The organism is [Micrococcus luteus] ATCC 49442 (genome assembly GCF_010367585.1).
Taxonomy (GTDB): domain Bacteria; phylum Actinomycetota; class Actinomycetes; order Actinomycetales; family Micrococcaceae; genus Arthrobacter; species Arthrobacter luteus_A.
This window is the reverse complement of record NZ_JAAAXP010000001.1, coordinates 871,500-884,926: the sequence shown is the minus strand read 5'-3', so window position 1 is coordinate 884,926 and position 13,427 is coordinate 871,500. Positions and strand designations below refer to the sequence as shown.

Below are 13,427 nucleotides of genomic sequence, written 5' to 3'. Positions count from 1 at the left end.
GGAGAGAAGTCAGGTCGTGTGGGCCGTTGCGATGCCGTGCGAGGCGGCCCATTCGCTGACGTCCCTGCGTTCGATCGCCGCGGCCATCAGCTCGGGAAACAGCAGATGATCTGCCCAGTCGGTGCGGGCATGGACGTCCGATCCCATGGTCCGCACTTGCTCGGCCAGACCCGGCAGCTGGGCGTCAACCAGGCGTCCCGCCACCCCGTCCCACCAGGAATACGGCTGGTTGCGGGCGGCGGCCAGGCCGGTCCGCACCAGGTCCGTGAGCCAGCGGCCAAAGTCGGCCATGCCGGCGTCCATCAGTGACAGCCTGTCGGCCAGCCGCCTGGCCTGGGCGGCCGGATCCGTCGGCGGACCCTCGTGGCGCCGCTCCTTGCCGGCGGCGCGCTCTGCCCGCTGGGTTGCCCACTCCTCGGCGAAGGCGGTCTCCGCGCCGGCGTCGGCCATTTCCTCCCGCGCCCACATCAGCAGTAGTGCCAGCGCGTGCTTGCACGGGAACTTGCGGCTCGGGCACGAGCAACGGTACGCCGGGGCCGCCACGTCCACACTCACCTGATAGGGGGCCTTGCCGCTGCCTTGGCACTTGCCCCAGACCAGGGCATCATTGCTGCCGGTCTCAGACCAGGGGCCCGGGAGCGCCAGCTTCCGGGCAGCAGCCAGGGACGAGGGGTCGGGCGCGGCGCCGATCACTTGCTCTTCGCTCCATCGCCCCATGGAGCACATTCTGCCCGACATCGGCAACGGCGCAAACAGGCGCGGCGGTGTGGCGGCAGGGCCGGATCACGGACCCTCCGTCCGGCGCCAGCCGGCAGCCGGGTCCGTGCGGGTGATCCGGTCGATAAAATCAAGGACAGCCGGGTGGGCTGGATTGATGACGTGCCCGCCCGTGACCAAGACCGTGCGGGTGAACGGCAATGCGCCTGACAGCCGTGCGTTGACGGCACCGAAAGCTCCCACAGAGTCTTCGGCCGAGACGAGAAGGGTTGGCCGGCGGATTCCGGCCAGGTCCCCTTCGCTTAGTTCCAGCGCGTCGTCGCTGAGGTCGAAGCCATGGCCGTTGATTTCGGCACGGACGGCGCTGCTGGTGCCCGCGAACATCTCCTGGAGCTCCGCCGGAAGTGATTCCCAGACCGCGTCGCCGGCAGCCTCCCGGATCACGGATTCAGCCAGTAGGCCAGGCTGACCGGCCGACAGCTCAAGCACCCGCCGTCGAAGGTTCCGGGCCCACGCCGCAGCGTCCGGATCGATGGTGAACAGCGCTGGCTCCAGGAGAACCAGTGCCTTAATTTTGTCAGGAAAACGGCGGGCGAGTTCGAGGGCGATGAGCCCGCCTGTGCTTCGTCCGATGACCACGGCCGGACCGGCGTGCAGGGCCGCGAGGAGGGCGGCAGCGTCGTCGACATGCTCCACCAGGTCCATGGATGCGTATGGCGCCGGCGGGGCGCTGCGGTGGAAGCCCCTGCGGTCGTAGGTGATGCAGCGTCCATGCAGGGCGAGTTCCTGGGCGGCAACCTCCCACAGCACGGCCGAACTGGGCGAGCCGTGCACGCCCAGGATTGGGAGCCCTTCGCCCCGCTCCTCGTAGTAGAGATCCACGCCATTGACGCTGACTCGGGACATACCACCAGCGTATCCTGCGGGCCTCTGTCTCTGTGAGCCGCATCCATGTCAGGATCAGGTATGTCCCAACGCCTGATGCTGCTCGACACCGCGTCCCTGTACTTCCGTGCCTTCTACGGACTGCCGGACACGCTCCGCCGCGGGGACGGCACGCCGGTGAACGCGGTCCGCGGCCTGCTGGACATGATCGCGCGGCTGACCACCGATTACGGGGCGACACACCTGGTGGCGTGCTGGGACGACGACTGGCGTCCGCAGTGGCGCGTGGACCTCATTCCCACCTACAAGTCCCACAGGGTGGCGGAGGTGGTGGCCAACGCCCCGGACGTGGAAGTGGTGCCGGACGGGCTCGAGGCCCAACTGCCCATGATCCTCCGCGTCCTGGAGGTCGCAGGGATTGCCGTGGTGGGGGCTGCCGACCATGAGGCCGACGACGTTGTGGGCACCTACGCCAGCAAGGCTGACCTGCCGGTGGATGTGGTGACCGGAGACCGCGACCTCTTCCAGCTTGTCGACGATGACCGCCAGGCGAGGGTGATCTACACCGCGCGCGGCATGCGGAACCTCGAAGTCCTCACCGAAGCGGTCGTTGTGGGGAAATACAGGGTGCTGCCCCGGCAGTACGCCGACTATGCGACCCTCCGCGGCGACGCCTCGGACGGGCTGCCGGGGGTTGCCGGTATCGGCGAGAAAACCGCTGCCACCCTGCTTGGCGAGTACGGCACCCTTGAAGGTCTCCTCGAGGCGGCATCGGATCCTGGCAGCGGGCTGTCTGCGTCAGTGCGGGCCAAGCTCGCCGCGGCCGGCGACTACCTCAAGGTTGCGCCCGTGGTGGTGAACGTGGTGCGTGACCTTGCGCTGCCGACGCTCGAGGAAGCCGGCGCGCAGCTGCATCCGGTGGTGGGCGAATCACGGGCCGAACTCGAGCGGCTCGCCGGCGAATGGAACCTCGGCGGCTCAGTGGCCCGGCTTCTCGCCGCGCTTGACCTTCGCCAGTAGCGGACGGCGCCAGTCCGGTAAACGGCAAGCAGCCGATAAAGGCAGGCGAACGACGGCGGGAACCTCCCGTCGTCGTTCGCCTGCCTTGCGTGGTGGTGTTTATGTGTGGGCGTACGTGAGGCAGTCTGCGTTGTCGCGGCCGGGCCCCACGTGGACCTCCGGTGCGTTGCACATCAGGTGGTCGTTGTGGACGCACTCCGATCGCTGGCACGCTCCGACGTCGGCGAGGACCTTGGGCAGGCCGCCGTGCATTCCGGTATCGATGAAGGTGGCGCAGGACGCATGGTCTTCGGCGCCGCCCACCGTGATGGCGGCGGCGTTGCAGTGGGAGTGGTCGTTAAAGGAACAGTTGGAAACACTGCAGTCTGCGACGTGAGTTGTCATGGGAATCCTCCGTGTTCAGGCTGCCCGGACGGGCGGCTCCCTCCGCCCACGGTAGCGCCGTCCTGCCGGATCAAAAAGACCCAATCATGTGACCTAATTGGCAGGCGGCCGGCAGTCCAGCGGGGTCAGCCGTCCGCCGGCAGGAACTGCCCGTTCCGGATCCGTGACGGACCGCACTCGACGGCCAGCGGCGCGATGTCCCACGGCCCCCGTTCCCGCGCCGGCGGCCGGCCCACGGCCACGTGCGGCACCCAGTGGGGGTACCGGAAGCCAAGGGCCGGCGAGCTGAGGATGAAGTCGTCAACGTTGTCCACAAGGAGCCGGTCCAACAGGTCGTGCAGTCCCTGCACCAGGGAAACCTGATAGTCCCTAACGTGCTGCGGCACGGTCACTTCCAGCCCGGCGATGCTGCCGCCGCCCAGCACGATCACCCGGTCCGAGGTTCCGGCGAAGCCCGCCAGTGCCGGCAGCGACCGCAGCCACCGTGCCGTGCCTGTGACGGCGCTGCCGGCAGGGGTTGAGCCCTTGGTCCAGTCCTCGACGTCCCGGGCGAAGTCTGCCAGGATGCCCACATGAAGCAGGGTCAGGTGCAGGCCCTGCGGCCGGCGCAATGACTGCACCAGGCTGCCCAGCGCCTCGAAGTCAGCCGGACCGTGCCCGACCCTGAGGACAGGAACCTCCACCGTAATACGGGGCGGCACGGGCATGCTGACCTCCTCAGGCAGGTGTCTCCGCTGCCATTATCCTCCGGTGCGGAACCGCCGGCACAGGAACACTCTTGCTGTTCAGTCCGCCAGGGTGTCGAATCGAAGGACACGATTCAGCCCGGTGCACGGCACGACGCCAGGAGGTTCCCATGTCAGTGAAAGGCGCGAAGGACGCAGCACGGATACCGGGACGGAGCGGACCCGAGTCGCGGCGGGGAGACGCCGCCGCCGGTTTTGCGGCAGACAGCCCGGACCAGGTGCGCAATGTGGCGCTCATCGGGCATTCGGGGGCGGGGAAGACCCTGCTGATCGAGGCACTGCTCGCCGCCCACGGCATGATTTCCCGCAAGGGTTCCATTGCGGATGGAACCACCGTCAGCGATTCGGACCCGGCCGCCGTCCGGCAGCAGCGCTCGGTGGGGCTGGCCGTGGTGCCGCTGCTCATCAACGGCATCAAGGTGAACGTGCTGGACACGCCCGGCTATCCGGACTTCATCGGCGAATTGCGGGCAGGGCTGCGGGCGGCGGACGCGGCCCTCTTTGTTGTCTCGGCCGTGGACGGCATCGATGCCACCACCACCGGGCTGTGGGGAGAATGCGAGCGGGCGGGGATGCCGCGTGCCGTGGCCATCACCCGCGTTGACCACCCCAGGGCGGATTACGACGGCGTACTGGCAGCCTGCCAGCAGGCGTTCGGCGAGTCGGTGGTGCCGCTCTACGTCCCGGTCCGCAGCGCCGGCGAGATCACGGGACTGCTCGGGTTGCTGCAGGGGACGGTCTCCGACTATTCAGAAGGGGAGGCCGGCGCGCCGCCGCGGGACGCAGACCCGGGCGAGCTGTCCGGTTCGGAAGCGGCACGGGGCCAGCTGATTGAAGGGATCATCGCCGAAAGCGAGGATGAGACCCTCATGGACCGCTACCTCGGCGGCGAGGACATCGATACGGACGTCCTGGTCACGGACCTGGAAACCGCCGTCGCCCGCGGCTCATTTTTCCCGGTCCTGCCCACCTCTGCCGTGACCGGCCTGGGCGCTGCCGAGCTGATGGAAGTCCTGACCAGGGCGTTCCCCTCCCCGCTGGAGCACGGACTGCCGGAAGTAACAGACCTGTCCGGCGCCCCGGCCGCAGAACTTGCCTGTGACCCCGCGGGGCCGCTGGCGGCAGAGGTGGTCCGCACGACCGTTGATCCGTTCCTGGGCCGGGTCTGCCTGGTCCGGGTCTTCTCGGGCACGCTGCGTGAGGACACTCCCGTGCATGTTGCCGGCCACGGGCTGGCGGACCGCGGCCACCAGGACCATGACACGGACGAGCGTGTCACGCACCTGTATTCCCCGCTGGGCGCCAACCTCCGGCCGGTGGCGCAGTGCGTCGCCGGCGACATCTGTGCGCTCGCCAAACTGGGAAGCGCCGAGACCGGGGACACCATCTCATCCAGGGAACAGCCGCTGCTGCTCTCCACCTGGGAGATGCCCGAGCCGCTGATGCCGGTGGCTGTCGAGGCGGATTCACGCAGCGACGAGGATGCCCTGTCCCGAAGCCTGGCCAAGGTTGCTGCGGGTGATCCCACCCTCCGGGTGGAGCGGAACGCCGAAACGCACCAGCTGATCCTCTGGTGCATGGGCGAGGCCCATGCTGATGTGGTGCTGGACAGGCTGCGGGAGCAGGGCGTGAAACTGCACACCCAGGACGTGGTGACGCCGCTGCGGGAAACCTTTGCCGGCCCGGCCACCGGCCACGGCCGGCATGTCAAGCAGTCAGGCGGCCACGGGCAGTATGCGGTGTGCGATATCAACGTGGAACCGCTCGCACGCGGCGGCGGATTCGAATTCATAGACAAGACCGTGGGCGGCGTGATTCCGGGAACATTTATCTCCTCCGTGGAAAAGGGGGTCAGGACCCAGATGCAGAAAGGCCTGGCGGCAGGCTTCCCCGTGGTTGACCTGCGCGTGACGCTGGTGGGCGGAAAGGCCCACAGCGTGGACTCGTCCGACGCCGCGTTCCAGGCGGCCGGTGCCCTGGCGCTCCGGGAGGCTGCCGCTGCGGGCCGGATCCAGCTGCTTGAGCCCGTGTCCACGGTCAGCATCACCGTCTCGGACGAGCACGTGGGCGCCGTAATGAGTGACCTGTCCGGCCGCCGCGGCCGGCTGACCGGAACCGCCACCGCCGACGGCGAGCTGACCGAAATCAGCGCCGAGGTGCCGGACCAGGAACTGCTGCGCTACGCCGTCGAGCTGCGGGCCCTGACGGCCGGCACGGGGCGGTTCCGCCGCCGCTACCTGCGGCACGAACCGGTGCCCAGCACCTGAGTGCCGGACCATGAATGCCGCCGCGCGCAAGATCCAGCGTATCTACCTCACCCTGACGCTGGGCAACACGCTCGCGGCCTCGTTCATCTGGGGCATCAATACGCTCTTCCTGCTGGACGCCGGGCTCAGCAACCTCGAAGCCTTTGCGGCCAACGCATTTTTCACGGCCGGCATGGTGCTGTTCGAAGTGCCTACCGGGGTCATCGCCGATGGCTGGGGCCGTCGGGCGTCGTTCCTGCTGGGCACGGTGACCCTGGCGGCATCGACGTACCTCTACTACCTCCTCTGGCAGCTGTCCGCGCCGTTCTGGGCGTGGGCGGTGGTGTCCGTCCTGCTGGGCCTGGGCTTTACGTTCTTCTCGGGGGCTGTGGAGGCCTGGCTCGTGGACGCCCTGCACTTCTCCGCCTACGAGGGTGAGCTGGAGACGGTCCTGGGAAAGGGCCAGATGGTCTCCGGCGTGGCCATGCTGGCGGGCTCGGCAGCCGGCGGCGTGATCGCCCAGATCACCGACCTCGGCGTGCCGTTCCTGCTGCGCGTTGGCGTGCTGCTGGCGATGTTCGGTGTGGCCTTTCTGCTGATGCATGATGTTGGCTTTACCCCGGAGCGCTCCTCACATCCACTGCAGGCGACCAGGGCAGTGCTGACCGCGTCCATCGACAGCGGACTCAAGAACCCGCCCGTCCGGTACATCATGCTGGCGGCGCCCTTCAGCGCAGGCGTCGGGATCTACGTGTTCTACGCGCTCCAGCCCTTCCTGCTCGAACTTTTCGGGGATCCGCGGGCCTATTCCGTTGCCGGCCTCGCGGCGGCCATCGTGGCCGGAGCCCAGGTGGTGGGCGGGTGGCTGGCACCCACACTCCGGCGCCTGGTCCGTAAGAGGACAACGGTCCTGGTGGTGACCAGCGGCCTCGGCGGGCTGATCCTGGTGGCGCTGGGCTTCACGCGTCTCTTCTGGGTGGCCCTGCTCCTGCTCACCCTCTGGGCTCTCGTGACGGCGGCAGCCACTCCGGTGCGGCAGGCCTACCTCAACGACATGATTTCCTCGAAACAGCGGGCCACGGTGCTCAGCTTCGATTCCCTGATGGGATCCAGCGGCGGCATCGTGGTGCAGCCGCTGATGGGCCGGACGGCGGACGTCTACGGCTACCCGCTGTCACTGGCGTTCAGCGGTGTGATCGAGCTGTTCGCGGTACCGTTCCTGCTGGCAAGCCGCCGCAGGCGCTCGCCGGCCGACACCAGGACTGCTGCCACGGAAACACCGTTGTGAAGGGGTGCGGGGGCAAGTAATCAAGGGTTGAGAGTCGGAATGCGCGGGAGTAACGTGACGCAAACCACACACTTCGCAAAACTCTGACAAGGGAGCATCATGCCTACTTTGCGGCGACAGGTGGCTGCTGTTACGGCAGTTCTGGCTTTGAGTGTCACGGCAGGCGCCGTCGGGGGTCCCGCTTTCGCGGACCAGCGGGAGAACGAAAAAGAGGCTACGGCAACCGGGTACGGCGGAGCTGTGAGCACCGTGGACCTGGACGCCTCGGCAGCGGCTCTCGAGGTCCTGCGCGAAGGGGGCAACGCAGCAGACGCCGCCGTCGCCGCAGCAGCAACCCTGGGCGTGACCGAGGCGTACAGTGCCGGGATAGGCGGTGGCGGCTACTTCGTGTTCTACGATGCCAGGACCGGTGAGGTGGAGACCATCGACGGCCGCGAAACTGCACCGGCCGGCATGCCTCCTGACGCGTTCATCAACGCGGCAACCGGGAAGCCCTACCCCTTTGCCGAGCTGGTCTCCAGCGGAGTGTCCGTAGGTGTCCCCGGTACGCTCGCCACCTGGGAGCGGGCACTGGAACGGTGGGGCCACCGGGACCTTGAGGACGTCCTCGAACCGGCCATCGAGGTGGCAGAGGAGGGCTTCGTGGTGGACGACACCTTCCGCCAGCAGACCCTCGACAACAAGGCCAGGTTCTCGGCCTACACCTCCACAAGGGACCTCTTCCTACCGGGCGGCGATGCTCCCGCGGTCGGAAGCGTGTTCCGTAACCCGGACCTCGCCGAAACCTACCGCCTCATCGCCAGGAAGGGCACCGGAGCCTTCTACGGCGGCCAGCTGGCCGAGGACATGGCCGATACGGTTCAATCGCCGCCGAAGGACCCCGCCTGGGTGCCGCCTGAGACGAATCCGCCCACCAGCATCCCGGCCTTCCCCGGATACCTCACCACGGAGGACCTCGCCGACTACCGGACGATTGACCAGGAGCCTACGCACGTTGAATACCGCGGCTACGACGTCTACGGCATGGCGCCCTCCAGCAGCGGCGGCACCACGGTGGGCGAAGCGCTGAACATCCTGGAGACATTCAACCTCGAAGAAATGCGCCAGGCTGACGGGACGAATCCCGGCGCCCTGCACCACTACCTTGAGGCGAGTGCCCTCGCCTTTGCCGACCGCGGCAAGTACGTTGGCGACCCCGCATTCGTTGACGTCCCCACCGGGGACCTCACGGACCCGCTTTTCGGCAAGGAACGGTCCTGCGGGATTGATCCGGCTACGGCGGCCGTGAAACCTGTCGCGGCAGGAGACGTGTCAGATTACGACGGCGTCTGCCCGGTTGCGCCGGCAGCGGCAGCCGACGGGACGGACACCGAAAACATCTCCACCACCAACCTGACAGTCGCCGACCAGTGGGGCAACGTGGTGGAGTACACGCTGACCATCGAGCAGACCGGCGGGTCCGGCATTGTGGTTCCGGGCCGCGGGTTCCTGCTCAACAACGAGCTCACGGACTTCTCCTACGACTCCGCCAATCCGGAGGACCCGAACAGGGTGGAGGCCGGCAAACGTCCGCGCTCCTCGATGTCACCCACCATCATCCTCAAGGACGACAAGCCGTTCCTGGCGCTGGGATCCCCGGGCGGATCCACCATTATCACGACGGTCCTGCAGACAATCCTCAACCGCGTGGACCTGGGCATGAGCGTTTCCGAGGCGCTGGCGGCTCCCCGGGCAGCGCAACGGAATACGGCCAATGTCACGGCCGAGCCGGAGTTCATTACGGCTTACGGCAGCCAGCTGGCACCGTACGGGCACAAGCTGGTGCCTGCCGGTGACGCGTTCAGCTCCGCGGCGGAGATCGGCGCGGCCACGGCCATCGAGTTCGGCCGGCACGGGCGCATGACCGCCGCCGCCGAACCGGTCAGGCGGGGTGGAGGTTCTGCGCTTGTAGTCTGGCCGGATCGCTGATGCAGCTACCGTCCCGGGACGGCGTTATTGCCCCATCCCAGGACGGACAGCAACGAAGTCAATGGCGGTCTGCACCTTTTTCTTCGGGCCACGCGAGAAGCCTTTGGCATCCAACCGGTTCTGCGCCCGGTACTCCGCCAGGGCCTGGTCGTAGATCTCGTTGAGCCTGCGGCCGGCGAAGACTTCCTGGGATCCATCGTTGAAGATGACGGTCACGGGTGTGCTGGCCGGAAAGTGCCTGTTCATGCGGACGAAGCCTTCGGAGTCCTGCTGGAGCTGTATCAAGGGGGTCCCGCTTTCGTGATGGATTGACCTCCAGTCTGACGCATTGGCGCACACCTGCGCGTACCTGCGCTGACTGAGCCAGCTGACGGCCCGGGCCGGATTGCGGCGACAATGGTCGTGTGACTTCACCGAGCAACCCCCGCGCCGGCCGGGCGGACATCGCCGTACCGGGTGCCTTCGACCTGGCGGCCATCAGCACCGGCCTCGCGTTCGGTGCATCGCTGCCTGAACTGGCTGCGGCGCTGCGGGCCGGCGGCGCGGCGGGGACTGCAGTGGTGCAGGCCCCGCCCGGGACAGGCAAAACCACCCTTGTCCCGCCGCTGCTCGCCAATCTCGCCCCCACACCCGGGGCGTTCCGCGTGGTGGTCACCCAGCCACGGCGGGTTGCGGCACGTGCCGCTGCCCGGCGCCTGGCCGCCCTCGACGGCAGCCCGGTGGGGGACCGCGTCGGCTATACGGTCCGCGGCGAGCGCCAGGCCGGGCCCGGCACCCTCGTGGAGTTCGTCACGCCCGGCATCCTGCTGCGCCGGCTCCTGGACGATCCAGGGCTGGAGAGCACCGGCGCCGTCATCCTGGACGAGGTGCACGAGCGCGGCCTCGAGACCGACCTGTTGCTGGGCATGCTGAATGAAGTCCGCCAGCTCCGCGGCGACCTGACCCTGGTGGCCATGTCCGCCACGCTGGACGCACCCCGCTTCGCCGCCCTGATCGGGAGAGCCGGAGCCGGGGGAACGGCAGCGGAGGGAACAGCGGACGACGACGGCGGCCCGGCCCCCGTCGTCGACTGTCCCGCAGCGCTGTACCCGCTTGAGGTTCACTGGACACCGGCGGCGGCGCCCCGCCTTGATGGCCGGGGCGTGGCGCGCGGGTTCCTGGACCATGTGGCGGATACGGCGGCGGAGGCCCACGCGGCTGCGGTGGCCATCGACGCGGGCACCGATGCCCTGGTGTTTGTGCCCGGGGCCTGGGAGGTGTCCTATGTGGCGGGCCGGCTCCGCGGGCGGGTGGCCGGCGGAACCGAGGTGCTGGAGCTCCACGGACAGGTGGGCCCGGCCGAGCAGGACCGTGCCGTATCCGGGCGCCGCCCGGGTGGCCCGGCACGCATTATCGTCTCCACGGACTTGGCGGAGTCATCCCTGACGGTGCCGGGCGTCCGGCTGGTCATCGATTCCGGGCTGACCCGTGAACCGCGCCGCGACGCGAACCGCGGCATGTCCGGGCTGGTAACAGTCTCCTGCTCCCGGGCCTCGGCAGAACAGCGCGCCGGCCGCGCCGCGAGACAGGGGCCGGGACGCGTGGTGCGATGCTACGACCAGCGAAGCTACGGCGCGGCTCCCGCGCACGTCACCCCGGAGATTGCCGTCGCCGATCTGACCGGCGCCGCCCTGACCCTGGCCTGCTGGGGCTCACCCGGCGGACGGGGGCTGGCGCTGCCGGATACGCCACCGGCCGCCGCTATGGCAGAGGCCATCGAGGTGCTGAGGGAGCTCGGTGCGGTGGACGAAGGCGGGCAGGCCACGGGTCTGGGCAGGACCCTGGCCCGGGTCCCGGCCGATCCCCGGCTGGCCCGCGCACTCCTGGACGGTGCCGCGGCGGTGGGCCACCACAAGGCGGCCGAAGCCGTTGCACTCGTCGCCGGCGACCAGCGTGCCCCGGGCGCCGACCTCACAGCCCTCCTCGCAACCCTGCGAGCCGGTAAGGAACCCGCCTCCCGGCGCTGGGCGGAGGACGTCCGGCGGCTGGAAAGCATCGCGCGGAAGGAAAGCGCCGCCGTCGGGCCTTCTACAGTCACGGCGCCCGTGAGTGCCGCGGAGGCGCTGGGTGTCGTCGTCGCGATGGCATTCCCGGACCGGATTGCCTGGCGCGTGCCGGGGGAGGGCCAGGCGCGGTACCTGCTGTCTTCCGGAACCCGTGCGGGCCTCCCGGCGGGCAGCTCTTTATCGGGATACGAATGGCTGGCGGTTGCGGAGGTGTCGCGGGCAGCGGGCAGGGATGCTGCCGGTACCGGCGCCGTGATCCGCTCCGCGGCTCCACTGACTGCTGATCTGGCGCAGGCGGCCGCCGGGCAGTTGCTCACCGACGCTGTCGACGCGACGTTCAGCCAGGGCCGGGTCATGGCGCGCCGGGAACGACGGCTGGGCGCCATCAGCCTGTCCTCAACCCCTGTCCGGCCGTCACCCGCCGATGGACGCGCGGCGGTGGCCCGCGCGCTCTCGGCGGAGGGCTTGGGAATCATTGGCTGGTCGACGGCGGCGGATGCCCTGCGCCGCCGGCTCGCCCTGCTGCACCGCGAACTCGGCGCGCCGTGGCCGGACGTTTCCGAGCACGCCCTGCTGGCAGACCTCGATGCCTGGCTCGGGCCGGAGCTTGAAAAGCTGGCCGGCGGCGCGTCCACGAACTCCATTGACCTCACCGACCCCCTGCGGCGGTTGCTGCCCTGGCCGGCGGCGGTCCGCCTGGCCGAGCTGGTCCCGGAGGCGCTGAAGGTTCCGAGCGGATCGACGGTCCGGATCGACTACCCCGACGTCGCCGAGAATACGGGGACGGAGCATAGGGCGGACGACGGCGGCCGCCCGGTTGTGGCGGTCAAGCTGCAGGAATGCTTTGGCTGGGCCGAGACGCCGCGGCTGGTGGACGGCAGGGTACCGGTCCTGTTCCATCTCCTCTCCCCGGCCCGGCGGCCGCTGGCGGTGACCGATGACCTGGCGTCGTTCTGGTCCGGGCCCTACGCACAGGTCAGGGCCGAGATGCGGGGCCGCTATCCCCGGCACCCCTGGCCGGAGGACCCCTGGACGGCGCAGGCAACGGCCCGGACCAAAGCCAGGATGTAACGCCGGCGGCAGCCGCCTGGTTTCTGCCGCCTGGCCGTGGAGTACCCGCGTGAGATGTCCGATACGTGGCCGAAACGTAGCGTCGACCCCCTGAAACATCCCGCCGTTAGGCTCGTTCCTACTTGGACAACGTGGTCAAGACACAATACGAAGGGACGTACCAATGTTGCTTTTGAGTAGCCTGAACCTCTTGTTTGATGGCGGCCGGCGTGACGACAGCCGCGGAAACAGCGAGACCGAATTCCCCACGGGCCGGCTGAGCTCCACCGCCTGGGAAGGCTGGTGGCACGAAGACGCCGCTTAGCCGGCGCGGGGAGTGCCTGGAGTAATTGCCTGGAGTAATTGGGGGTTCCAGGCTCAGCTGCGGGTCCGGATGAACTCCGCGACCAACGGCGCCAGGTCTGCGCCGATCTCCGCGGCGTCGCGCTTCCTGCCCGCCACCGCGAAGGAGTGATCTCCGCCCTCGATCCACTGCAGCACTGCCGACGGGCCGATCCGGGACACCACACCTTCAAGCAGCTCCCGTGTTGCGAAGGTGTCGCGGGAACCCTGCAGGAAGAGCATGGGCAGCGTGAGGCCGTAAAGGTGTCCGTCGCGGAGCTTTTCGGGCTTGCCCGGCGGATGCAGCGGGTACCCGAGGTACACCAGCCCGGCTGCATCCATTCCCTCGGCAACGGCCATGGACGCCATCCTGCCCCCGAAGGATTTTCCTGCAGCCCACACCGGTCCGGTGTCAGCATGTTCCTCCGCTTGGCGGACTGCCTCGTCCATCACAGCCCGCCAGGTGGCGATGGCCGCTGGCGGCCGGTCCGGGAACTTCCTGCCCGCCTCGCGGTAGGGGAAGTTGAAGCGCAAGGTGGCAACGCCGTCGTCGTTCAGTCCGCGGGTGAAGCCGCCCATAAACGGGTGCTCCATGCCCGCACCCGCCCCGTGCGCCAGCACCACCGTGGCGAAGGGGCGCTCCGGGCGGGTGTACAGGGCCGACACACGGGAATCGCCGACGTTGATGGTCAGGGCGGACTCTGAAGCAGTCATCGGTCCATCATGCCGGACACCG

Annotated in this window: 12 protein-coding genes; 6 read left to right on the top strand and 6 right to left on the bottom strand. The window is 68.7% G+C overall.

All coding sequences use genetic code 11. The features are described from left to right. Positions 1-9: 9 nt before the first annotated feature. Positions 10-717 (bottom strand): SWIM zinc finger family protein, encoded by a 708-nt coding sequence (locus GUV69_RS04110; RefSeq protein WP_164199987.1) that lies wholly within the window; start codon positions 715-717, stop codon positions 10-12. A 66-nt stretch (positions 718-783) separates the two neighbouring features. Continuing rightward, the gene (locus GUV69_RS04105; RefSeq protein ID WP_164199985.1) at positions 784-1,623 is read right to left on the bottom strand and encodes an alpha/beta fold hydrolase; all 840 of its coding nucleotides are present in this window, start codon (positions 1,621-1,623) and stop codon (positions 784-786) included. 60 nt (positions 1,624-1,683) lie between these two features. Between GUV69_RS04105 and GUV69_RS04100 the strand changes: the two genes are divergently transcribed. Then, a complete protein-coding gene (locus GUV69_RS04100) occupies positions 1,684-2,622 on the top strand; it encodes a 5'-3' exonuclease (RefSeq protein ID WP_208786576.1) in 939 nt (312 codons plus the stop codon). 99 nt (positions 2,623-2,721) lie between these two features. On the opposite strand, the gene GUV69_RS04095 is transcribed toward GUV69_RS04100, so the two are convergent. Continuing rightward, positions 2,722-3,006, bottom strand: coding sequence for a DUF1540 domain-containing protein (locus GUV69_RS04095; protein ID WP_164199981.1), 285 nt, complete (start codon positions 3,004-3,006; stop codon positions 2,722-2,724). A 125-nt stretch (positions 3,007-3,131) separates the two neighbouring features. Next, positions 3,132-3,713, bottom strand: a complete 582-nt coding sequence (locus GUV69_RS04090) for a hypothetical protein (protein WP_164199979.1) — start codon at positions 3,711-3,713, stop codon at positions 3,132-3,134. A 149-nt stretch (positions 3,714-3,862) separates the two neighbouring features. Between GUV69_RS04090 and GUV69_RS04085 the strand changes: the two genes are divergently transcribed. The 3 genes from GUV69_RS04085 (at position 3,863) to GUV69_RS04075 (ending at position 9,254) form a co-directional block, all read left to right on the top strand. Beyond that, positions 3,863-6,019 carry an elongation factor G-like protein EF-G2 gene (locus GUV69_RS04085; RefSeq protein ID WP_164199977.1) on the top strand — a complete coding sequence of 719 codons (2,157 nt, stop codon included), beginning with the start codon at positions 3,863-3,865 and terminating at the stop codon, positions 6,017-6,019. A gap of 10 nt (positions 6,020-6,029) precedes the next feature. Beyond that, positions 6,030-7,286 (top strand): MFS transporter, encoded by a 1,257-nt coding sequence (locus GUV69_RS04080; protein ID WP_164199975.1) that lies wholly within the window; start codon positions 6,030-6,032, stop codon positions 7,284-7,286. Positions 7,287-7,385: 99 nt separating this feature from the next. After that, entirely contained in the window at positions 7,386-9,254 is a 1,869-nt protein-coding gene (locus tag GUV69_RS04075) for a gamma-glutamyltransferase family protein (protein WP_164199973.1), read from the top strand. Between the two features lie 24 nt (positions 9,255-9,278). On the opposite strand, the gene GUV69_RS04070 is transcribed toward GUV69_RS04075, so the two are convergent. Continuing rightward, on the bottom strand, positions 9,279-9,539 hold the full coding sequence (locus GUV69_RS04070) for a hypothetical protein (protein ID WP_164199971.1): 261 nt from the start codon (positions 9,537-9,539) through the stop codon (positions 9,279-9,281). A gap of 119 nt (positions 9,540-9,658) precedes the next feature. On the opposite strand from GUV69_RS04070, the gene hrpB reads away from it, so the two are divergent. Next, the gene (gene hrpB, locus GUV69_RS04065; protein ID WP_164199969.1) at positions 9,659-12,370 is read left to right on the top strand and encodes an ATP-dependent helicase HrpB; all 2,712 of its coding nucleotides are present in this window, start codon (positions 9,659-9,661) and stop codon (positions 12,368-12,370) included. Positions 12,371-12,533: 163 nt separating this feature from the next. Further along, entirely contained in the window at positions 12,534-12,674 is a 141-nt protein-coding gene (locus tag GUV69_RS22830; protein WP_167525080.1) for a hypothetical protein, read from the top strand. A 53-nt stretch (positions 12,675-12,727) separates the two neighbouring features. Here GUV69_RS22830 and GUV69_RS04060 read toward each other — a convergent pair whose 3' ends face one another. After that, positions 12,728-13,405 (bottom strand): alpha/beta hydrolase family protein, encoded by a 678-nt coding sequence (locus GUV69_RS04060; RefSeq protein WP_164199967.1) that lies wholly within the window; start codon positions 13,403-13,405, stop codon positions 12,728-12,730. Positions 13,406-13,427 lie beyond the last annotated feature (22 nt).

What these genes read in the sequence shown, in the direction of transcription:
- GUV69_RS22830 (WP_167525080.1), top strand. Translation starts at nt 12,534, where the DNA reads ATGTTGCTTTTGAGTAGCCTGAACCTCTTGTTTGATGGCGGCCGGCGT.
- GUV69_RS04060 (WP_164199967.1), bottom strand. Translation starts at nt 13,405, where the DNA reads ATGACTGCTTCAGAGTCCGCCCTGACCATCAACGTCGGCGATTCCCGT.
- GUV69_RS04100 (WP_208786576.1), top strand. Translation starts at nt 1,684, where the DNA reads ATGTCCCAACGCCTGATGCTGCTCGACACCGCGTCCCTGTACTTCCGT.
- GUV69_RS04105 (WP_164199985.1), bottom strand. Translation starts at nt 1,623, where the DNA reads ATGTCCCGAGTCAGCGTCAATGGCGTGGATCTCTACTACGAGGAGCGG.
- GUV69_RS04090 (WP_164199979.1), bottom strand. Translation starts at nt 3,713, where the DNA reads ATGCCCGTGCCGCCCCGTATTACGGTGGAGGTTCCTGTCCTCAGGGTC.
- GUV69_RS04080 (WP_164199975.1), top strand. Translation starts at nt 6,030, where the DNA reads ATGAATGCCGCCGCGCGCAAGATCCAGCGTATCTACCTCACCCTGACG.
- GUV69_RS04085 (WP_164199977.1), top strand. Translation starts at nt 3,863, where the DNA reads ATGTCAGTGAAAGGCGCGAAGGACGCAGCACGGATACCGGGACGGAGC.
- GUV69_RS04095 (WP_164199981.1), bottom strand. Translation starts at nt 3,006, where the DNA reads ATGACAACTCACGTCGCAGACTGCAGTGTTTCCAACTGTTCCTTTAAC.
- GUV69_RS04110 (WP_164199987.1), bottom strand. Translation starts at nt 717, where the DNA reads ATGGGGCGATGGAGCGAAGAGCAAGTGATCGGCGCCGCGCCCGACCCC.
- GUV69_RS04075 (WP_164199973.1), top strand. Translation starts at nt 7,386, where the DNA reads ATGCCTACTTTGCGGCGACAGGTGGCTGCTGTTACGGCAGTTCTGGCT.